Origin of the sequence: Acidiferrimicrobium sp. IK (assembly GCF_025499425.1) — a bacterium.
Lineage (GTDB): Bacteria > Actinomycetota > Acidimicrobiia > Acidimicrobiales > Palsa-688 > Acidiferrimicrobium.
Genome location: NZ_JAIMCB010000007.1, coordinates 44,775 through 65,630, shown reverse-complemented (window position 1 = coordinate 65,630; position 20,856 = coordinate 44,775). Strand labels below are relative to the sequence as shown.

The window sequence follows — 20,856 nt, the reverse complement described above, 5'->3', positions numbered from 1 at the left end:
TCAAAGCAGCCGGGTGGCCAGCTCGGAGATCTCGGAGCGGACGCAGGAGGTCAGGCGGACGTGACCGAAGCAGGCTTGGCCGTGGAACGCCTGGAGCAAGACGGTCAACGCGTTGGAGTCGGCCGAGGTGAACGCGTTGTCGATCTGGGAAGTGTCGCCGGTGAAGACGATCTTGGTCCCCTCAGCGACCCGGGTCAGCATCGCTTTGAGGGTGGCCGGCTCCAGGTTTTGGGCCTCGTCCACGATCATGTAGGTCCCGCCGATCGACCGGCCCCGCAGGTAGCCGATCGACTCGAAGGTCAGCTGCCCGGTGCCGCGCAGCTGCTCGACCATCTGCTTGGCCGCCCCTTTCGACTTGCGCTCAGAGAGCGCGGCGAGGGCGTCCATGATCGGCTCCATCCACGGCGCCAGCTTCTCGTCGAGGGTCCCGGGAAGGAACCCGACGTCTTGGCGGCCGACGGTGATGGTCGGCCGGTAGACGCTCACCCGGCTGTAGTGCTGCTGGTCGCCGGGCTCGACGGCCTGCTCGAGCCCGGCGGCCACGGCCAGGATCGTCTTGCCGCAGCCCGACGGCCCGTCGAGGGCGACCACCCCGACCTCGGGGTCCATGAGCAAGTCGAGAGCGAAGCGCTGCTCGGCGTTTTTCGGCAGCAGCCCCCAGGCGGACTGGTCCTTGCGCAGCAGCAGCAGCCCGCCCTCGCAGCGCCGACCGAGCGCGGACTGCATGCCGGCGCTTAGCAGCAGCCCCTGGTTGACCTCCTGGTCGGTCACCGCCGCGTCGAGGATGCCCTCGTCGGGGATGACCCGGTCGAGGTACAGCTGGTCGATGAGGGCCCGGTCCACCGGCACCCGCCGCCAGCCGACCTCCGAGTCGTCGAGCTGGCGGGCCGCGGCGTGCTCGACGGCCTCCAGGCCCAACGCCGACGCCTTGACCCGCATCGCGGTGTCGGCGCTCACGACGGTGGTCTTCGCCCGGTCGGCCTGACCGAGGGCGGAGGCCAGGATCCGGTTGTCCGGCTTGGACGAGTCGAGGCCGGACTCGAGGAGCTTGTCGAAGCGGGCGTGGTTGAGCTCGACGCGCAGCGTCCCGCCGTGGCGGAGGGCGATGGGCTCGTGGAGCGGTCCGCCGTCGCGGACCTGCTCCAGCTTGCGTAGCACCCGGCGGGCCATGGCCCCGACGTTGTCGTCGCGGCGGGTCTTCAAGCCGTCGAGCTCCTCGACGACGGTCAGGGGGATAACCACGTCGCAGCCGGGGAACGCGAACAGGACGTCGGGCTCGGCGATCAGCGCGGAGGTGTCGAGGACCCTCACCTCCCGGGTGGTCGCCTCAGATGGTGCGCCGGTCCGGGGGTCGTGCTGGTCGGTGGTGACGAGGGTCATGGGTCACTCCTTGTTCGCGGGCGCGCCACCATCTCCCGACCGAGGCGGCCGGGAGATGGACTGAAAGACGCGGGGACGTGCCTGTCGCCGAGCGCTCGAGTGCCGCCCTGTCGCTCGGGGTGTTGAGGGGACGCCGACAACGCCCTGAGCGTAGGAGCCGACCGGGCCCGGGCGGTGGATGGGCCGCTGAACCCGAAAGGCGGACTCCCTGGGGTCAGCCGAGGGTGGCGATGGCCTTGTTGAAGATCTCAGAGGGGCGCATGACCGCCTCGGTCTTCGCCTGGTCCGGGTGGTAGTAGCCGCCGATGTCCGCCGGGGCGCCCTGCACCGCGAGCAGCTGGTCGGTGATCGCGGTCTCGTTCTCGGCGAGGGAGCGGGCCAGCTGGCTGAAGGAGGCGGCCAGCGGGGCGTCCTCGGTCTGGCGGGCCAGCTCCTCGGCCCAGTACAACGCCAGGTAGAAGTGGCTGCCGCGGTTGTCGATGCCGCCGACCTTGCGGCTCGGTGACCGGTTCTCGTTGAGGAACGTCGCCGTGGCCCGGTCGAGGGTGTCAGCGAGGATCTGCGCCCGCTTGTTACCGGTGCGCTGCGCGAGATACTCGAAGCTCACCGCGAGGGCGAGGAACTCGCCGAGGCTGTCCCAGCGCAGATAGTTCTGCTTGATCAGCTGCTGCACGTGCTTGGGGGCCGACCCGCCGGCTCCGGTCTCGAACAGGCCGCCGCCGGCGATGAGCGGAACGATCGAGAGCATCTTGGCACTGGTACCGAGTTCCATGATCGGGAACAGATCGGTGAGGTAGTCCCGCAACACGTTGCCGGTGACCGAGATGGTGTTCTCCCCGCGGCGGATGCGCTCCAAGGAGAAGGCGGTGGCGGCCTCGGGGGTCATGATCTCGATCTGGAGCCCGTCGGTGTCGTGCTCGGGCAGGTAGGCGTTGATCTTCTCGATCAGCCTGGCGTCGTGGGGGCGTGCCTCGTCGAGCCAGAACACCGCCGGATCGCCGGTGGCTCGGGCCCGGTTGACGGCCAGCTTGACCCAATCGCGGATCGGGATGTCCTTGGTCTGGCACATGCGGAAGATGTCGCCAGCCTCGACGGACTCCTCGAGGACCACCGCGCCGGAGGTGTCCACCACCCGCACGGTGCCGGCGGCGGGGACCTCGAAGGTCTTGTCGTGGCTGCCGTACTCCTCGGCGGCCTGGGCCATCAGACCGACGTTGGAGACCGACCCCATGGTGGCGGGGTCGTAGGCGCCGTGGGCCCGGCAGTCGTCGATCACCACCTGGTAGACGCCGGCGTAGTCGCCGTCGGGGATCACCGCCAGGGTGTCGGCCTCCTCCCCGTCGGGACCCCACATGTGGCCGGAGTTGCGGATCATCGCCGGCATCGACGCGTCGACGATCACGTCGCTCGGTACGTGCAGGTTGGTGATGCCGCGATCGGAGTCGACCATGGCCAGGCGGGGTCCGTCGGCCAGCTCGGCGTCGAACGCGGCTTTGATCTCTGCGCCGTCGGGCAGCGACTCGAGGCCCTTGTACAAGGCGCCGAGCCCGTCGTTGGGGTTGAGCCCGGCCGCGGCCAGCGCGTCGCCGTAGCGAGCGAAGGTGTCGGGGAAGAACGCCCGCACCGCGTGACCGAAGATGACCGGGTCGGAGATCTTCATCATCGTGGCTTTGAGGTGGACCGAGAACAGCACCCCTTCGGCCTTGGCCCGGGCCCGCTGCTCGGCGAAGAACTCCTCGAGCGCCGCGACGCGCATCACCGCGCTGTCGACGACCTCACCGGCGAGGACCGGGACCGACTCTCGAAGGACGACCGTGTCGCCGTCCGCGGTGGCCAGCTCGATGCGCAGCGACCCGGGCTCGGCGATGACCGCGGACTGCTCGGTGGCGTGGAAGTCGTCGGCGTGCATGTGCGCGACGTTGGTCTTCGAGTCAGGTGACCACGCCCCCATGTGGTGGGGGTGGTTGCGGGCGTACTGCTTGACCGACGCCGGCGCCCGCCGGTCCGAGTTGCCCTGGCGCAGCACCGGGTTGACCGCGCTGCCCAGCACCTTGGCGTAGCGCTGGCGCGAGTCGCGCTCTTCGTCGGTGGCCGGCGCCTCCGGGAAGTCCGGGACCGCGAAACCCTGCCCTTGGAGCTCTGCGATCGCGGCCTTCAGCTGCGGGATGGACGCCGAGATGTTGGGCAGCTTGATGATGTTGGCTTCCGGGCGCTCCACCAGCTGGCCCAGCTCGGCCAGGGCGTCGTCGACGCGCTGATCGGGTGCGAGCCGGTCGGCGAAGGACGCCAGGATCCGCCCGGCGAGCGAGATGTCGCGGGTCTCGACGGTCACTCCTGCGGTGGCGGCGTAAGCCCGCACGATAGGAAGCAACGAGTAGGTCGCCAGGGCCGGAGCCTCGTCGGTGTGCGTGTAGATGATGCTCGAGTCGTCCATAACCACTCCACTCTTCGTCGACGAGCGTTCCGCCTCACGGTACTTCCCCTGGCTAAGGTCCCGGAACTACTCGCCGGTAGCTTGCGGTGGTGGTGGTGGTCGTGGCGGGTTCACGGCAAGGCGATCACCTCGGCCGGCGGCCCGAGCCGCTCGCGGTGAGGGAACAGCGCGCTCAGCCCTGCGTGCAGCACCAAGCCGACGCCGAACCCGACGATCCAGCTGTAGTTGTACAGCGGCTGGAGGAAGGGGATCAGCCCGCCGTGGGGGAAGGGGCCGGCCCCCGGCGCCGACCACGCTCCGCCCACCGCCAGGACCATGCCGACGACCGCCGCGGTCAGCGCCCGCCAGTTCCAGCCCCGCCGGTAGGCGTAGGGGCCGTCGGGCCGGTACAGCCCGGCCAGGTCGAGCCTGGTCCGCCGGTACAGCCAGTAGTCAGCGACGAGCACACCGGCGATGGCGCCGAGCATCCCGCCGTAGAAATCCAGCCAGGTGTAGATGTACAAGCTGGGGTCGGTGACCAGCCGCCACGGCTGGATGAGGATCCCGATGACCCCGGTGACCACCGCACCGCGACGGAAGGTCATCCACTTCGGCAGCAGGTTGCAGAAGTCGTAGGACGGGCTGACCACGTTGGCCGCCACGTTGGTGGCGATGGTGGCCACCGCCAGGCTGAAGAGAGCGACGAGGACCACGGCGGGGTTGGAGAAATGGCCGGTGAGCTGCACCGGGTCCCAGATCGCTTTGCCGTACACGACGACCGACGCCGAGGTGGCCAGCACCGCGATCAACGAGAACAACGTCATGGTGGTGGGCAGGCCGGCCGCCTGACCGACGATCTGCTGGCGCTGACCCCGCCCGAAGCGCGAGAAGTCGGGGATGTTGAGCGACAGCGTCGCCCAGAACGCGATCATGCCCATGAGCGACGGGAAGAACACCGGCCAGAAGCGGTGACCCCACCCGAGCTTGCTCGGCTGCGACAGGATCGGCCCGGCGCCGCCGGCCTTCACCCACAGCCACACCAGCAGCGCGAGGGCCATCACCAGCACGAACGGCGCCGCCCAGCTCTCGAACCGGCGCAGCGTGTCGATACCCCGCAAGATCACGACCATCTCGATCGCCCAGAAGATGGCGAACGACAGCCACATCGTCCACTGGTAGCTGCCGAGCTTGGCCGCGTCGCTCCACCCGCCGCCGGCCAGCGACCCGACGAGCACGAAGATGGCCTGGCCGCCGATCCAGGTCTGGATCCCGAACCACCCGCACGCGACCAGGGCCCGCAGCAGCGCAGCCAGGTTGGCGCCGGTGGTGCCGAAAGGCGCCCGGGCGAACACCGGGAACGGGATGCCGTACTTGGTGCCGGCGTGGCTGTTGAGGAGGATCGGGACCAGCACGATCAGGTTGCCGAGGCCGATGGTGATCAGCGCCTGCCAGGCGCTCATCCCCAACGCGACCAGCCCCGACGCCAGCAGCCAGGTCGGCACGCAGTGGGAGATCCCCACCCACAGGGCCATGTAGTTGTAGGTCCCCCAGCGTCGCTGGGTCACGGGGATCGGAGCCAGGTCGGCGTTGAACAGGGGGCTGGCCTCGAGGACCGCCGGGTCCTCCAGCTCGTGGCGGCCGTCCTCGTGGACGACCTCGCCGGCCCGTCGGGTGATGACCGCCATCACGACCTCCCCTCGCTGATGGATCATCGTCGAAGGTAGTCCCCGCAGCCGTTTCGCCACGGTTACAAGATCCGCCCCCCGCCGTCTGGCGCCGTCTGGCCGGCGCCGGTCGCCGCTGGGGGGACCGGCGCGACGCGCACCGCGCAAACCTTGAACTCGGGCATCCGGCTGACCGGGTCGAGGGCAGCGACGGTCAGGGCGTTGGCGGCCTGCTCCCCGCCCCAGTGGAACGGCGCGAAGACCGTGTCGGGGCGGATGTCGGGGGTCACCTGGACGGCGAAGCGGACCGCAGCCCGGCGGCTGCGGACCTCGGCCAGGTCGCCGTCGGCGACGCCGCAGCGCTCGGCCAGCGCCGGGTGGAGCTGCAGCCGGGGCTCCGGGCGGCTCGCCGCCAGCCGGGGCAGGCGCCGGGTCTGGGCGCCGCTGTTGTAGTGCTCCCGGTACCGTCCGGTCGTGAAGTACACGGGGAAGTCGTCGTCGGGCGGCTCGGCGCTGCGCCGGTACACGACCGGGAGGAGCCGGGCCCGGCCGTCTGGATGGGCGAAACCGGAAGCGAACAGCCGGGGCTGGCCGGGGTGGTCACCGTCGGGGCAGGGCCAGTGGATGCCCGCCTCGGCGTCCAGGCGGGCGTAGGTGATCCCCGAGTAGTCGGCCCGGGCGCCGCGAGTAGCCGCTCTCAGCTCGTCGAACACCTCCTCGGCCGACGCGAACGCGAAGCGCTCGGGATGGCCGAGGCGGGCGGCGAGGGCGCAGAGGACGTCGATGTCGTTGCGGACCCCGGCGGGAGGGTCGCTGGCGGCCCGGCGGCGCAGCACCCGGCCTTCCAGGTTGGTCATGGTGCCGTCCTCCTCGGCCCACTGGGTGACGGGGAGCACGACGTCGGCGCTCGCCGCGGTCTGGTCGAGGAACGAGTCGAGGACCACCAGGAGGTCCAGGTCGGCGAGGTTGGCCCCGAGGCGGCGGGCGTCGGGCGACGCGACCGCGACGTTGGACCCGGCCACTAGCAGCGCCCGGACCCCGCCGGGCTGGCCGATGGACTCCAGCATCTCGACCGCGCTGCGGCCGGGGCCGGGCAGCGACGACGGTTCGACGCCCCACACCGCGGCGACCGCAGCCCGGTCGGCGTCGTCGGAGATCGACCGGTACCCGGGCAGCTGATCGGCTTTCTGGCCGTGCTCCCGGCCGCCTTGGCCGTTGCCCTGCCCGGTCAGGCATCCGTACCCGCTGTTGGGCCGTCCCACCTTGCCCATCGCCAGCATCAGGTTGATCAAGGCGGTGACGGTGTCGGTGCCCTTGGCCTGCTGCTCGGGGCCGCGACCGGTGAGGATCATGGCGGTGGGAGCGGCCAGGGCTGCGACGACGCGCCGGAGATCGCCGGGCGCTACCCCGGTGGTCTCCTCGACCCGCTCCGGCGTCCACTCGCCGAGGGTGGCCTCCACGTCGTTCCAGCCCGCGGTCCGGGCCTCGACGTAGGCGTGGTCCACCACGCCTAGACGGCGGGCGCATTCGAGCATCCCGACGGCGAGCGCCAGGTCGGTGCCGGGCACCGGCTGGAGGTGGAGGTCCGCGACCGCGGCGGTCGCGCTGCGGCGGGGGTCCACGACGATGAGCGTCCCGCCCGCGGCCTGCATCGCCTCTACGTACTGCATCAGCGGCGGCATGGTGTCGGCCGGGTTGGCCCCCCAAAGCACCAGGGTCGAGGTGCCGGCGATGTCCGAGAGCGGGAACGGAAGCCCGCGGTCGACCCCGAAGGCGCGGTTTTGGCCGGCCGCCGCCGACGACATGCAGTAGCGGCCGTTGTAGTCGATGCTGGCCGTGCCGAGCGCGACGCGGGCGAACTTGCCGAGCAGGTAGGCCTTCTCGTTGGTCAGCGCCCCGGACCCGAACACGCCGACGGCGTCGGGTCCGTGGGTCTCCGCCGCGGCGCGCAGCCGGCGGGCGACGAGGTCGAGCGCGTCGTCCCAGGAGGCCTCCTGCAAGCGGCCGTGAGCGTCGCGCACGAGAGGAGCCCGCAGCCGCTCGGGGTGGGCCAGCATCCCCGCCGCCGACCACCCTTTCACGCACATCCGGCCCTGGTTGACCGGGAAGGTGGTGTCGGCGAGCACCTCGACGGGCCCGTCGCCCCCGGCCGGGGCCTTCTGGAGCCGCATGCCGCACTGGAGGGCGCAGAACGGGCAGTGCGTCGGGGTGGGCGCCGGGCGGTGATCGCCGCGGTCGTCGCCGCTGACCGCGAGGACCTCCACCGTCGAGCCCCACACCCGCACCGGCCAGACCCGCACCGGGGGGTGGTCCCCGTCGAGGCAGCGGCCGCTGGCCAGGTCGAAGCGCTGCTTGTGCATCGGGGATGCCACGTAGGTGACGTCGCCGGCGGAGCCGATCAGGCCGCGGGCCAGCACGTTGGCGCCCGACACCGGGTCGTGGTTGTCGATCGCCCGCAGCCGGGAGGCGTCGGTGCCTCCCGGTCCGGGCAGGAGGAACAGGGCCACCTGCTGCCCGTCGACCAGGGCGGCGACCCCGCGGCCGGGTTGCAGCTCCCGGGTCGAGCAGACCCGGACCCACCGCCGGGTGGTCACCGCCGGCTCCCCGCCAACTCGACCTTCTGCCAGCGCTCGGTCGGCTCCCGGTGCTGGGCCGGCTCACGGTGCGGGGCCTTCTCCCGTGGCTGCGCCGGGCGGGGCTGGCCGCGCTCGGAGACCATCACGATGTTCGGGTCGGGCCGGTCGGTGTTGACGAAGGTCCGGAACTTGCGCAGCCGGGACGGGTCGGCGAGGGTCTCGGCCCACTCGTCGCGGTAGCCCGCCACGTGGCGGGCCATGTCCGCTTCCAGCTCGGCGCCGAGGCCGAGGGCGTCGTCGACCACGACCCGCCGCAGGTGGTCGATGCCGCCGTCCATGGCGTCGAGCCAGGAGGCGGTGCGCTGCAGGCGGTCGGCGCTGCGCACGTAGAACATCACGAAGCGGTCGATGGTGCGCACCAGGGTCTCGGTGTCGAGGTCCTCGGCCAGTAGGTCGGCGTGGCGGGGGCGGGTGCCGCCGTTGCCGCAGACGTAGAGGTTCCACCCTCGCTCGGTGGCGATGACACCCACGTCTTTGCTCTGGGCTTCGGCGCACTCGCGCGCGCAGCCCGACACCGCCATCTTGATCTTGTGCGGGCTGCGCAGACCCCGGTACCGCAGCTCGAGGTCGACGGCCAGCCGAGTCGAATCACCGACCCCGTAGCGGCACCACGACGTGCCGACGCAGGACTTCACGGTGCGGACCGCCTTGCCGTAGGCGTGACCGGACTCGAAGCCGGCGTCGACCAGCCGCGCCCAGATGTCTGGCAGCTGGTCGATGCGGGCGCCGAGGAGATCGACGCGTTGGCCGCCGGTGAGCTTCACGTAGAGACCGAACTCCTGCGCCACCTGGCCGAGGACGATCAGCTTGTCGGGGGTGATCTCCCCTCCGGGGACCCGTGGCACCACCGAGTAGGTGCCGTCTTTTTGGAGGTTGGCGAGGAAATGGTCGTTGCTGTCTTGCAGCGCGCCGAGCTCGCCGTCGAGGATGTAGGCGCCCTGCAACGACGCCAGGATCGACGCCACCGTCGGCTTGCAGATCTCGCACCCGGCTCCGGTGCCGTGCTTGGAGAGCAGCTCGGAGAACGAGCGGATGCCCCCGACCCGGACCAGGTCGACGATGTCTTGGCGGGAGTAGGCGAAGTGCTCGCAAAGCGAGCGGGTCATCTCGATGCCGTTGTCGTTGAGCGCCAAGCGGACCAGCTCGCTCAGCTGCGGTGCGCAGCCCCCGCAGCCGGTACCGGCGCCGGTCGCCTTTTTGATCCCGGCCACGTCGGCACTGCCCCGCTCGGCGATCGACTCGGCGGCGGCCGCCCGGATGGCGCCTTTGGCCACGTTCTCGCACGAGCAGATGGTGGCGGTGTCTTTGAGCGCGGCGATCCCCCTGCCCGCGGGGTCCGCGTCGGCTGGCCCGGCCGGCGCGAGCAGGCTGGCGGGGTCGTCGGGACTGTCGGCGTCGCCGGCCGCGATGGCGGCGAGGGTGTCGAACGCGGAGGCGTCCCCGACCAGCACCCCGCCGACGACCGCTCCGGCCGCGTCGACCACCAGGCGCTTGTGGACCATCCGGGCCGCGTCGGTGAGGGTGACAGTCGAGGTGCCGGGACCGGCGCCGTGCGCGTCGCCGAAGCTGGCTACGTCGACGCCCAGCAGCTTCAGCTTGGTCGGCGTGTCGGTCGCCTCGAACGCGGCGCGGACCCCGCAGATGGTGTCGGCGACGACCCTGGCCATCTGGTAGCCGGGGGCGACCAGACCGTGGACCCGACCACCGGCGAGGGCGCACTCGCCGATCGCGAAGACGTGAGGATCGCTGGAGCGGCACTGTGCGTCGACCACGACCCCTCCCCGCTCCCCGACCTCCAGGCCGCACGCTCGGGCCAGGTCGTCGCGGGGGCGGATCCCGGCCGCGAAGACCACCATCTCGGTGGCCAGCGCGTCGGCGGGGTCCCCGGGATCGGCGCCTGCGGGGGACAGCTCCACCGCGGCGACCGACCCGTCGGCGCCGGCGACGACGCGCCGTACCGTCGTCGAGGTGTGCACAGCCAACCCGAGGCCGCGGATGCGCTGACCGAGCAGCTCCCCGCCGACGGGGTCGACCTGGGCCGGCATCAGGCGGGGCGCGAACTCGACGACCTCGGTGGCCAGGCCGCAGGAGCGCAGCGCGCCGGCGGCCTCGAGGCCGAGAAGCCCGCCTCCGACGACGACGCCGTGCGCCCGCCCGTGCGCCCAGCTCTTGATCGCGTCGACGTCGTCGATGGTCCGGTAGACGAAGCAGCCGGGCGTGGCCCTCCCGGGGACCGGAGGCACGAACGGGTAGGAGCCGGTCGCGAGCACGGCGTGCTCGTAGCGGATGGTCCGCCCGGCGTCGGTCAGCGCGACCTGGCCGGCCAGGTCGAGATGGGTGACCCGCTCGCCGGTCACGATGCGCACCGCCGGGTCGGCCGCCACGTCGGGGTCGATCATGCTCAAGTCGTCGGGGGTCCCGCCGTCGAAGAGGGCGGAGAGGTGCACCCGGTCGTAGCCGCCCTCGCGCTCCTCCCCCACCACGACGATGTCCCGGCTGCGGGTGGCTCCCCGACGGACCAGGACCTCGACCAGCTTGTTGCCGACCATGCCGTGCCCGACGACCAGGATCACCGGGCGCTCAGCCGGCGTGCCGGGCCCGCTCATGCGCCCACCGCCGCGGCGGGTACCGCTGCCTCGGCGCCGGCGGGGTCCTGGCGGCGGAGGTAGGCGGCGTAGGTCACCGACGCGAACACCACGTAGGACCCGAGGAACAACCACAGCGCCGGGACCGACCAGGTGGAGTGGGCGGCGGCCACCGCGGCCTTGGCCGCCGGGGTCTTGGCCGCGGTGATCAGCGACGACACGTGGAGGCTGGACTGGCGTATGACGACCTGCACCGCGACGCCGCCGAGGGCGCCGGCGGCGCCGGCTATGCCGATCACCGCCGCGGCCCGGCGTTTGTGCTCGAGGCGGGCGGCGGGGGTGCCGCCGGCCTTGGCGGCCATGCCGGCGAACACCGACGGGATCATCTTGTAGGTCGAACCGTTGCCGATGCCGCTCAGCACGAACAGCCCTTGGAACGCCACGAAGAAGATGGGGAAGCTGCGGTTGGCGACGCCGGCGATGGCCACCGCCACGCATCCGGCCATCCCGACAAACGACGCCAGGGTGACCGCCGCACCCCCGACCCGGTCGGCGATCCACCCTCCGAGCGGGCGGCTCAGGGATCCGAGCAGGGCGCCGGTGAAGCCGAGGCCGGCCAGGTAGGTGGCGATGAAGGTGTGGTCGGCGAGAAACGTCGGGAAGCTGTACTTGATGACCAGCGGCATGGCGAAGGAGAACCCGATGAACGAGCCGAACGTGCCGATGTAGATGAACGACAGCAGCCAGGTGTGGGTGGTGCGCAGCGCCGCCCGGTAGGCGCCGCCGTCGAAGCTGGCCTGGCTGAGGCTGTCCATCCGCCACCAGGCGAGGAGGGCCGCGGCGACGATGAACGGAATCCAGACCGCTCCGGCGTAGGCCATGTGCACGTGGTGGTTGGGGAGCTTGGCCAGCGCCTCGGGGACGCCGACGATCAGCACCAGCGGCACGACGAGCTGCCCGACCGCGGTGCCGATGTTGCCGCCGGCCGCGTTGAGCCCGAGCGCCCACCCTTTCCGCCGCTCCGGATAGAAGTAGGAGATGTTGGCCATCGACGACGCGAAGTTGCCCCCGCCGACGCCCGCGGTCGCCGCGCAAAGCGCCAGCACCCACAGCTGGGTGCCGTGCGCCTGGTGGGCCAACCAGCGGCTGGGCACCACCACCGCCAGCGCCAGGGCGGGGACCAGGAGCAGACTGGCGGAGAACGCGGTCCACGCCCGGCCCCCGAAGCGGGGCACCGCGAACGTGTAGGGGATCCGCAGCAGCGACCCGACCAGGTTGGGCAGCAGCGTCAGGAGGAACTGCTCCGACACCGACAACTTGATGCCGATGTTGGCCAAGTTGAGCACGACGATTGTCCACACCACCCAGATCGAGAACCCGAGATGCTCGGCGAACATCGACAGCAGCAGGTTGCGGCGGGCCACGAAGCGCCCGCTGCGGGCCCAAAAGGCCGGGTCTTCGGGCTCCCAGTCATCGATCCAGCGGCCCTTGCGCCGGGCAGTCCGGGGGGCGGGAGCATCCTCGGGGATGGTGCGCAGCGTGTCCATGCCGGAGAGCCAACTCGACTGTTGGGTCGCTGCCGTGACGCGACGGGGAACCCCACGTTGCTGGCGCCTCGCCCGTCCCGGCCGCGGTGATGCGGCCCAGGAAACCGGGCGGAAACACGTTCAGCCGGCGGTGCTGAGCCGGTAGCCGCGCCGGTGGACGGTCTCGATCAGGCCGGAGTGCTCCCCGAGCTTGGCTCGCAGCCGGCCGATGACCGCCTCGAGAGCGTGAGGGTCGACGTCGCGCTCGTCCCACGCCCGGCGCATCAGCACGTGGCGTCCGACCGCGGCCCCCGGCCGCTCGGCCAGGCAGGCGAGGATCACCCGCTCCCGAGACGACAGTCGGACCGCCTCGATGGCCGCGCCGCGAAGCACGCTGCCCTGCAGCACCAGCTGCCCGTCGACGGCCCCCAGCTGTCGGCGTCTGGCCGCCAGCTCCTCCGACACGAGGCGGACCAACGACCCGAGCCGCCAGTGCTCGGGGGTCACCGGGTCGGTGATGCCTTCGTCGAGCGCGGCGGCGGAGCACACCGGGCCGACGCAGGCCACGAGGATCCCCCCGTTGAGCGCCCGCAGCAGCTGACGGGCCCGGCCGGTGAGCTCGGCCATTTCGATCAAGTTGCGCACCGCCGGCGCGGCGGTGAAGGTGACCGCGTCGATGGCGCCCTCCGAGCAGAGGGTGATCAGCCGCTGGACCGGCCCGTCGTCTTCGGGGACGACCCACCGGTAGACCGGGATCTCGATCACCTCGGCGCCCTGCTCCTGCAGCTGGGCGGTGAGCTCCTGGCGTCCGTCGCCGTGGAGCTGCAAAGCGACGCGCTTGCCGGCCACGCCCTCTTCGGCCAGGCGGTCCCCGACGGTGGCCAGCCTCTCGGACTTGGCCCGCCACCAAAGGTCGAGTCCGGCGATGCCGATCGCGCCGGCCGCCTTGGGGCCGCGCGCCGCGATGCGCGCGCTGGACAGGGCGTTGCGCAGGGCCTGGTCCAGACCCCAGCTCGACGCCAGCCCGAACCAGCTGCGGATACCGAGCCCGGTGTTGGCCACGAGGAAGTCGGGGGGCCGAGCGATCACCTCCTCGGTCAGCGCCCGGAGCCGGTCGTCGTCACCGACGGGGATGGTCTTGATGGTCGGCGCGTGGAACACGTCGATGCCGAGGCGCGTCAGCATCAGCTTCTGCTCCTCGCTGCGCCGGTCGGCGGTGACCGCGACGGTGAACCCCTCGAGGGGGAGGGAAGGCTCCACCGTCCGACCGTATCCGCCCGGTCCCGGCTGGCGATGAACAGCGCGCGAACTCGTGTCGGCGGCGCGGCGGGGTGCCGGCCGCTGGGCGGGGCCGGGAGTCAGGCGACGGCCGGTCGGGTGACGATATCGGCGCGCAGCGGGGCGAGGGCCGCGCCGATCCGCTCGATGGTGTCGCCGGGCACCGCGAGCGCCGCGAGGGTGTCGGCCAGGTGCCCGACGACGGCGTCGAAGTCCGCGTCGGTGATGGCCAAAGAGGCGTGGGCGGCGCCCATGTCCCGGCCGGAGTAACCGTCGGCGCCGCCGAGGGCGGCGCCGATGAACGCCCGCTGATGACCTTTGAGCCGGGCCAGGTCGACGCCCTCGAAGTAGCCGGCCAGCGACGGGTCGCCGGTCACCTTGGCATAGAACATGTCGACTGCTGCGGTGACGGCGGGCGCACCGCCGATGTCGTCGTAGGTCGCCATGGGCCTACTTGTACCGGGCGGGCGTCTCCTCTCGGTTTCCCGACCGTGACCCGCTCGTGACCGCATCCGCACGCCGACCCGGTCGGGGCGTGAGGACTTACCCGGGCGGCTCCACCGGGAGGCGGGAGCCCTCCCACCCCCGCCGGGGCGTCACCGCCTCGCGGGAGCGGTAGACGATGTATGGGCGGGTGAGGTACCCGACCGGGGCGGAGAAGACGTGCACCAGCCTCGAGAACGGCCAGAAGGCGAACAGCAGCCACGCTGATATGGCGTGGATCTCGAATCCGATCGGTGCGGCGACGATCAGATGGGTGTGGGGGTCGAAGTACAGCACCGACCGGAACCACGGGGCGACGTCGACGCGGTAGTCGTGGGCGGCGCCGGTCGCGTTGCCGAGGACGGTGGTCGCCAGCCCCAGCCCGATGGTCAGCGCCAGGAGCACGTACATGATCTTGTCGTTGGTGGTGGTGGCGGAGAACACCGGTCCGGTGGTCCGCCGCCGGTAGATCAAGATCGCCATGCCGGCGACGGTCATGACCCCCGACACGGTGCCGAGGGTGACCGCCGACAGGTGGTAGGCGTGTTCGGAGACGCCGAGGGCTTTGGTCGTCGACTCCGGGATGAGGATCCCGACGACGTGGCCGAGGATGACCAGCAGGATCCCGAAGTGGAACAGCGGGCTGCCGATGCGCAGCAGCCGGCGTTCGTACAACTGGCTGGAGCGGGTCGTCCACCCGAACTTGTCGTAGCGGTACCGCCAGATGTGGCCGAGCACGAAGGTGGCGATGCAGATGTAGGGGACGATCACCCACAGGAGGATGTTGCCTGCGCTCACCGCCGGCCTCCCATCTGCTCGGGCGGCCCGAACGGTTCGAGTCCGACCTCCTCGCCGGGCGGCCCGCTGCGGGCCAGCTCCAGCATCGCGGTCAGGTCCGACTCGGTTGGCTCGCCGAGCACGGCGCGCAAGGCGTCGACCACGTCGACATAGGGAGAATCCCGTTCGGCGAGCGCCGCTCGCAGCAGCTCGACGCCGGCTCGGTGCTCGTCGAGCAGCTCGACACCGTCGGCGGTGAGCGCCGCGAAGTTGCAGACCACGCCGAGATGGTCGGCGAGCTCGCCGTCGGGCGGAGCGCACCCGGCGCGGCGGTAGGCGTGGGTGAAGCGGACCAGGGCCGCGCCGCGCTTTCTGGTGTCGCCGTGCGCGTAGTAGGTGAGGTACAAGCAGCAGCGGCGACGCAGGTCGAAGGTGTCGACGTAGTCGGCTCCCAGCCGGTCGAGGGGGGTCGTCGCCAGGTGGGTGACGAAGCGGGACAGGAGCGGACCGGCCGGCTCCCCGATCTGGGAGGCGGCGGCGGCCAGGGACGGGATCTGCGCGAGGAGCTCCTCGTCGGGGTAGCCGACGAGGAGCGACACCGCGGCGAGCACCCGGGTCCGATCGAGCGCCGGGTCCGGGGCCGGGGCTGGGGCTGCGGTCGGCTGGTTGCGGAACCTCACGGGGCGTCCCCTTCGTCGGTGCTGCTGGCGGTGGGCTTGGGCGGGAAGACACCCTCGGACGACTTGCCGTCCCAGTTGAGGAGGTTGACCCGCCCGCGGCTGCTCGACGCGTCGGTGAGCCGGTCGGAGGTCTGGCGGGTCTTCAACGCGTGGAACGTCTCGACCGCGACCGGCGCCGGGCCACCCGACGACTCCCCGAATGGACCGGAGCCGCCCATCCCGGGGCCGTCGTCGTAGTCGAGGGAGCAGGCCAGCTCCTCGAGTTCGTGGGCCCGCTCCCGCAGGTCACCGAGCTCGGGGTGCGCCGGGGGGATGACGTATCGCTCGTCGTACTTGGCCACCGCCAGAAGCCGGAACATGTCCTGCAGCTCGGCGGTGGACATGCCGACCGCGGCGGCGATCTCCGGGCGCGGCGGCTGACCCAGGTTGATGTCGCGCATGTAGGAGCGCATGGCGGCCAAGCGGCGCAGCACCCCGTCCACCGGCGCCGGGTCGCCGGCGGTGAACAGCTCTGCGAGGTAGCCGATCGGGATGCGCAGCGCTTCGATCGCCCCGAACAGGTTGCCGGCGTCCTCCCCGTCGTGGCCGGTCTCGCGCAGCTGGTCCACGACCGGTGACAGCGGGGGGATGTACCAGACCATGGGCATGGTCCGGTATTCCGGGTGCAGCGGCAGCGCGACTTGGAAGCGGTTGATCAGCGCCCACACCGGGGAGCGCTGCGCGGCGGTGACCCAGTCGCGGGGGATGCCCGCGGCTTCGGCGGCGGCCTGGACTGCAGGGTCGTCGGGGTCTAGCAGCACCTCGCGCTGCGCCTGGTAGAGGTCTTTGACGTCGGGGGTGGCCGCCGCGGTGAGCACCGCGTCGGCGTCGTAGAGGACCACCCCGATGTAGCGCAGCCGACCGACGCAGGTCTCGGAGCACACCGTCGGTATGCCCACCTCGATGCGGGGGTAACAAAACGTGCACTTCTCGGCTTTGCCGGTCCGGTGATTGAAGTACACCTTCTTGTACGGGCACCCGGTGACGCACATCCGCCAGCCCCGGCACCGGTCCTGGTCGACCAGCACGATCCCGTCCTCGGTCCGCTTGTAGATCGCGCCGGACGGGCAAGACGCGGCGCACGACGGGTTGAGGCAGTGCTCGCAGATGCGGGGGAGGTAGAACATGAACGCCCGCTCGTAGTCCAGGCGGATCTTCTCCGACACCCGGGCCAGGAGGGGGTCGTTGACGGTCAGCTCCGGCCCGCCGCCGAGGTCGTCGTCCCAGTTCGCCGACCAGGTGATCTTGTGGTCGGCACCGGTGAGGAGGCTCTTCGGGCGGGCGACGGGGCTGGTGGCCTGGCCGGCGGGCGCGGTGGTGAGATGCTCGTAGTCGTAGGTCCACGGCTCGTAGTAGTCCTGGATCGACGGCATGAGCGGGTTGGAGAAGATGTTGAGCAGCTTCTTCACCCGGCCGCCGGCCTTGAGGGTGAGGCGCCCCCGGCGGTTCAGGGTCCAGCCCCCCTGCCAGCGCTCCTGGTCCTGGTAGGTGCGGGGGTAACCCTGCCCGGGGCGGGTCTCGACGTTGTTAAACCAGACGTACTCGACGCCCGACCGGTTGGTCCACGCCTGCTTGCAGGTGACCGAGCAGGTGTGGCAGCCGATGCACTTGTCCAGGTTCATCACCATGGCCATCTGTGCCATGACCCGCATCAGTAGGTCACTTCCTGGCCGCGGCGGCGGATCACGGTGACCTCGTCGCGTTGGTTGCCGGTCGGCCCGAGGTAGTTGAAGGCGTACGACAGCTGGGCGTAGCCGCCGATCAGGTGGGACGGCTTGATCAAAAGCCGCGTCCCGGAGTTGTGGATCCCTCCCCTTTTGCCGGTGGTCTCGGCGAGCGGCACGTCGACCACCCGTTCCTGGGCGTGGTACATGTACACGGTCCCTTCGGGCATGCGGTGGGAGACGATGGCCCGGGCGACGATGACGCCGTTGCGGTTGACCGCCTCGATCCATTCGTTGTCGGAGACGGAGATCCTCTCGGCGTCCGCCGGGCTCATCCAGATGGTCGGGCCGCCACGCGACAGCGACAGCATCAGCAGGTTGTCTTGGTACTCGGAGTGGATCGACCACTTCGAGTGCGGCGTCAGGTACCGGACGGTCACGCCCAGCTCCCCCATCGCCCCGATGCGCGGCTCACCGAAGAGCTGGTGCATGTCGAGCGGCGGCCGGAACACCGGCAGCTGCTCGCCGACCTCGGCCATCCAGTCGTGGTCGAGGTAGAAGTGCTGCCGGCCGGTGAGGGTGTGCCACGGTTTGAGCCGTTCGACGTTGATCACAAACGCGCTGTAGCGCCGGCCTCCGTGCTCGGAGCCGGACCACTCCGGGGAGGTGATGACCGGTGTGGGCCGGGACTGGGTGTCGGCGAAGGTGATCTGCTTGCCTTCGTGCTCGGCGGCCAGGTCGGCGAGACGGACACCGGTGCGCCGCTCGAGGGCCTTGAACCCCTGCACCGCGAGCTGCCCGTTGGTGGTGCCCGACAGGGCCAGGATGGCCTCGCACATGTGCTGGTCGCGGGCCAGCAACGGCCGGCCGTCGGCGACTCCGCCGACCGTCCGGCCGTTCTTGGCGGCCAGGTACTGCACCGCGGCGCCGAGCTCGAAGGTGACGCCTTTGGTCGTGGCACCCAGCCGCTCGGCGAGCGGCCCGAGGGCAGCCAGCTTGGCCGCGACGTTCGGGTAGTCCCGCTCGACGACCACCAGCTTGGGGAAGTTGCGGCCTGGTACCGGGGTCGTGCCCTCGACCCTCCAGTCGTCCACCACGCCGTGCGGGGTGGCCATCTCGTCTGGGGTGTCGTGGGTGAGGGGCACCGCGACCACGTCGCGGCGCACCCCGAGATGGTCCTCCGCGAGTTGGCTGAAGCGGGCCGCGACGGCGCTGAACGCGTCGAAGTCGGTGCGGGTCTGCCACGGCGGGCTGATCGCCGGGGTGAACGCGTGGACGAAGGGGTGCATGTCCGTGGAGGACAGGTCGTGCTTCTCGTACCAGGTGGCCGCCGGGAGGACGACGTCGGAGAACAGCGTCGTGGAGGTCATCCGAAAGTCGAGCGACAGCAGCAGGTCCAGCTTGCCGGTCGGCGCCTGGTCCCGCCACGTCACGTCCTCGGGGCGGTCCGCTTCGGGGGTCTCCGCCGCCCGGACGGAGGAGTCGGCGCCGATGAGGTGGCGGAGAAAGTATTCGTTGCCCTTCGCCGAGGACCCGAGGAGGTTGGCCCGCCAGACGGTGAGGATGCGGGGCCAGTTCTCGGGGGCGTCGGGGTCCTCGCAGGCGAACTTGAGCCGCCCGGCTCCGATCTCGTCGGTGACGAACTGCTCGACGCTGCGCCCGGAGCTCTCGGCCCGGTCCGCCAGTCCGAGCGGGTTGCGGTCGAAGGTCGGGTACGACGGCATCCACCCGAGGCGGGCCGAGGTGGCGATGACGTCCACGGTGGACTTTCCCTGCAGCGATCCCGACGCCAGCGGCGACGCGGTGGCGTCCGCGGTGAAGGGGTCGTAGCGCCACTGGTCGGTGGCCAGGTAGAAGAACGCGGTGCCGATCATCGTGCGGGCCGGTCGCTGCCAGTCGGCGGCGGTGGCCATCTGGGCGTGGCCGGTGAGCGGCCGGACCTTCTCCTGGCCGACGTAGTGGGCCCACCCGCCGCCGTTGCGGCCCTGGCAGCCGGTCAGGGTGACCAGCGCCAGGAACGCCCGGTAGATGGTGTCGGAGTGGAACCAGTGGTTGGTGCCGGCCCCCATGATGATCATCGATCGCCCACCGGATACCTCGGCGTTGGCCGCGAACTCCCGGGCGATGCGCGCCGCGGTGGCGGCCGGCACCGACGTGATCGGCTCCTGCCATGCCGGGGTGCCGGGCTCGGAGCCGTCGTCGTAGCCGGACGGCCACTGACCGGGAAGCCCGGGCCGGGCCACGCCGTAGGCCGCCAGGAGCAGGTCGAACACGGTGGTGACGGTCCGCCCCTCGACGGTGCGGACCGGGACTCCACGCTCCATCACCGCCGGGCCGGCCGGGTCGTCGAAGCGGGGCAGCGCGACGGTCCTCGTGTCACCGCCCTCCTGGTAGGCGCTGAGCAGCGGGACGGTGTCGCCGAGGTCCAGGTTCCAGCGGCCCTCGCCTTCCTCCCCGTAGCGGAACCCGAGCGACCCGTTGGGCACCACCGCCGATCCGGTGGCCGCGTCCAGCAGGACGGTCTTCCACTCCGCGTGCTGCGAGCTGTCACCGATGTCCGCGGCGGTGAGGAACTTGCCCGGCAGCCACTGCCCGTCGCGCTCGACCAGCTCCACCAGGAACGGCAGGTCGGTGTAGCTGCGCACGTAGTCCTCGAACGCCGGGGTCTGGCGGTCGACGAAGAACTCCTTCAAGATGACGTGCCCCATGGCCACGGCCAACGCGCCGTCGGTGCCGGGCTGGGCGGCCAGCCACTCGTCGGCGAACTTGACGTTGTCGGCGTAGTCCGGGGACACCGCGATGACCTTCTGACCCCGGTAGCGAGCCTCGACCATCCAGTGGGCGTCGGGGGTCCTGGTGACGGGGACGTTCGACCCCCACATGATCAGGTACGACGCGTCCCACCAGTCCCCCGACTCGGGGACGTCGGTCTGGTCGCCGAACACCTGCGGGGAGGCGACCGGCAAGTCGGCGTACCAGTCGTAGAAGGAGAGCATGGGCGCGCCGATCAGGCTCATGAACCGGGCGCCGACGGCGTGGGAGACCATCGACATCGCCGGGATCGGCGAGAACCCAGCGATGCGGTCCGGTCCGTAGGAGGCGATGGTGTGGACGTGGGCGGCCGCGACCAGGTCCACCGCGTCCTCCCAGGTGGCCCGCACGAAGCCGCCGGTGCCCCGAGCGGTGACGTACGCGGCGCGCTTGTCGGGGTCGGAGGTGATCTCGGCCCACGCCGCGACCGGATCGCCGAGGCGGTGGCGGGCTTCACGGAACATCTCGAGGAGGACTCCCCGGATGTAGGGGTAGCGGACCCGGGTCGGAGAGTACGTGTACCAGGAGAACGCCGCCCCTCGAGGGCAGCCCCGCGGCTCGTACTCGGGCCGGTCCGGGCCGACGGAGGGGTAGTCGGTCTGCTGGGACTCCCAGGTGATGATGCCGTCTTTGACGTACACCTTCCAGGAGCACGAGCCGGTGCAGTTGACCCCGTGGGTGGAGCGGACCACCTTGTCGTGGCTCCATCGGTCCCGGTAGAAGGAGTCGGCCTCCCGGCCCCCGACCCGGGTGATGGTGCGCAGGTCCTGGGAGACGTCGCCGGGCCGGAAGTACCGTCCGGCCCGCACGAGCGTCTCGGTCAACGGATCCATCCGGCCTTCGGTGGCGCCGGAGGGCTGGTCCTCTACTGAAGTCACGTCGTCTCCCGGGCGCGGCCCGTCGGTGTCAGATGCATCGCC

12 protein-coding genes are annotated in these 20,856 nt (G+C 71.2%); all 12 read right to left on the bottom strand.

What is annotated here, in order from left to right:
* The 12 genes from K6U06_RS12915 to K6U06_RS12860 all read right to left on the bottom strand — a co-directional run bounded on the left by K6U06_RS12915 (position 1) and on the right by K6U06_RS12860 (position 20,769).
* Positions 1-1,380: a PhoH family protein gene (locus tag K6U06_RS12915; RefSeq protein WP_262322353.1), complete on the bottom strand. Its 1,380-nt coding sequence runs from the start codon at positions 1,378-1,380 to the stop codon at positions 1-3.
* Positions 1,381-1,594: 214 nt separating this feature from the next.
* Positions 1,595-3,814, bottom strand: a complete 2,220-nt coding sequence (locus K6U06_RS12910; protein ID WP_262322352.1) for an NADP-dependent isocitrate dehydrogenase — start codon at positions 3,812-3,814, stop codon at positions 1,595-1,597.
* A 110-nt stretch (positions 3,815-3,924) separates the two neighbouring features.
* A complete protein-coding gene (locus K6U06_RS12905; protein WP_262322351.1) occupies positions 3,925-5,505 on the bottom strand; it encodes an NCS1 family nucleobase:cation symporter-1 in 1,581 nt (526 codons plus the stop codon).
* 35 nt (positions 5,506-5,540) lie between these two features.
* A complete protein-coding gene (gene nirD, locus K6U06_RS12900) occupies positions 5,541-8,051 on the bottom strand; it encodes a nitrite reductase small subunit NirD (protein WP_262322350.1) in 2,511 nt (836 codons plus the stop codon).
* On the bottom strand, positions 8,048-10,699 hold the full coding sequence (gene nirB / locus K6U06_RS12895; RefSeq protein ID WP_262322349.1) for a nitrite reductase large subunit NirB: 2,652 nt from the start codon (positions 10,697-10,699) through the stop codon (positions 8,048-8,050). Before nirB ends, nirD begins: the two co-directional genes overlap by 4 nt.
* Positions 10,696-12,225 carry an MFS transporter gene (locus K6U06_RS12890; protein WP_262322348.1) on the bottom strand — a complete coding sequence of 510 codons (1,530 nt, stop codon included), beginning with the start codon at positions 12,223-12,225 and terminating at the stop codon, positions 10,696-10,698. Before K6U06_RS12890 ends, nirB begins: the two co-directional genes overlap by 4 nt.
* 120 nt (positions 12,226-12,345) lie before the next feature.
* Complete coding sequence (locus K6U06_RS12885) at positions 12,346-13,464, bottom strand: uroporphyrinogen-III synthase (protein WP_262322347.1); 1,119 nt, start codon at positions 13,462-13,464, stop codon at positions 12,346-12,348.
* Between the two features lie 98 nt (positions 13,465-13,562).
* Positions 13,563-13,928: a group I truncated hemoglobin gene (locus K6U06_RS12880; protein ID WP_262322346.1), complete on the bottom strand. Its 366-nt coding sequence runs from the start codon at positions 13,926-13,928 to the stop codon at positions 13,563-13,565.
* A gap of 97 nt (positions 13,929-14,025) precedes the next feature.
* On the bottom strand, positions 14,026-14,763 hold the full coding sequence (narI, locus tag K6U06_RS12875; protein WP_262322345.1) for a respiratory nitrate reductase subunit gamma: 738 nt from the start codon (positions 14,761-14,763) through the stop codon (positions 14,026-14,028).
* Positions 14,760-15,422: a nitrate reductase molybdenum cofactor assembly chaperone gene (gene narJ, locus K6U06_RS12870; RefSeq protein WP_262322344.1), complete on the bottom strand. Its 663-nt coding sequence runs from the start codon at positions 15,420-15,422 to the stop codon at positions 14,760-14,762. The genes narI and narJ overlap by 4 nt, the downstream gene beginning before the upstream one ends.
* A complete protein-coding gene (gene narH / locus K6U06_RS12865) occupies positions 15,419-17,113 on the bottom strand; it encodes a nitrate reductase subunit beta (protein ID WP_410051040.1) in 1,695 nt (564 codons plus the stop codon). The genes narJ and narH overlap by 4 nt, the downstream gene beginning before the upstream one ends.
* Positions 17,113-20,769: a nitrate reductase subunit alpha gene (locus K6U06_RS12860; RefSeq protein ID WP_410051043.1), complete on the bottom strand. Its 3,657-nt coding sequence runs from the start codon at positions 20,767-20,769 to the stop codon at positions 17,113-17,115. Before K6U06_RS12860 ends, narH begins: the two co-directional genes overlap by 1 nt.
* Positions 20,770-20,856 lie beyond the last annotated feature (87 nt).

What these genes read in the sequence shown, in the direction of transcription:
- K6U06_RS12915 (WP_262322353.1), bottom strand. Translation starts at nt 1,380, where the DNA reads ATGACCCTCGTCACCACCGACCAGCACGACCCCCGGACCGGCGCACCA.
- K6U06_RS12910 (WP_262322352.1), bottom strand. Translation starts at nt 3,814, where the DNA reads ATGGACGACTCGAGCATCATCTACACGCACACCGACGAGGCTCCGGCC.
- K6U06_RS12905 (WP_262322351.1), bottom strand. Translation starts at nt 5,505, where the DNA reads ATGATCCATCAGCGAGGGGAGGTCGTGATGGCGGTCATCACCCGACGG.
- nirB (WP_262322349.1), bottom strand. Translation starts at nt 10,699, where the DNA reads ATGAGCGGGCCCGGCACGCCGGCTGAGCGCCCGGTGATCCTGGTCGTC.
- K6U06_RS12890 (WP_262322348.1), bottom strand. Translation starts at nt 12,225, where the DNA reads ATGGACACGCTGCGCACCATCCCCGAGGATGCTCCCGCCCCCCGGACT.
- K6U06_RS12880 (WP_262322346.1), bottom strand. Translation starts at nt 13,928, where the DNA reads ATGGCGACCTACGACGACATCGGCGGTGCGCCCGCCGTCACCGCAGCA.
- narH (WP_410051040.1), bottom strand. Translation starts at nt 17,113, where the DNA reads ATGCGGGTCATGGCACAGATGGCCATGGTGATGAACCTGGACAAGTGC.
- K6U06_RS12860 (WP_410051043.1), bottom strand. Translation starts at nt 20,769, where the DNA reads ATGGATCCGTTGACCGAGACGCTCGTGCGGGCCGGACGGTACTTCCGG.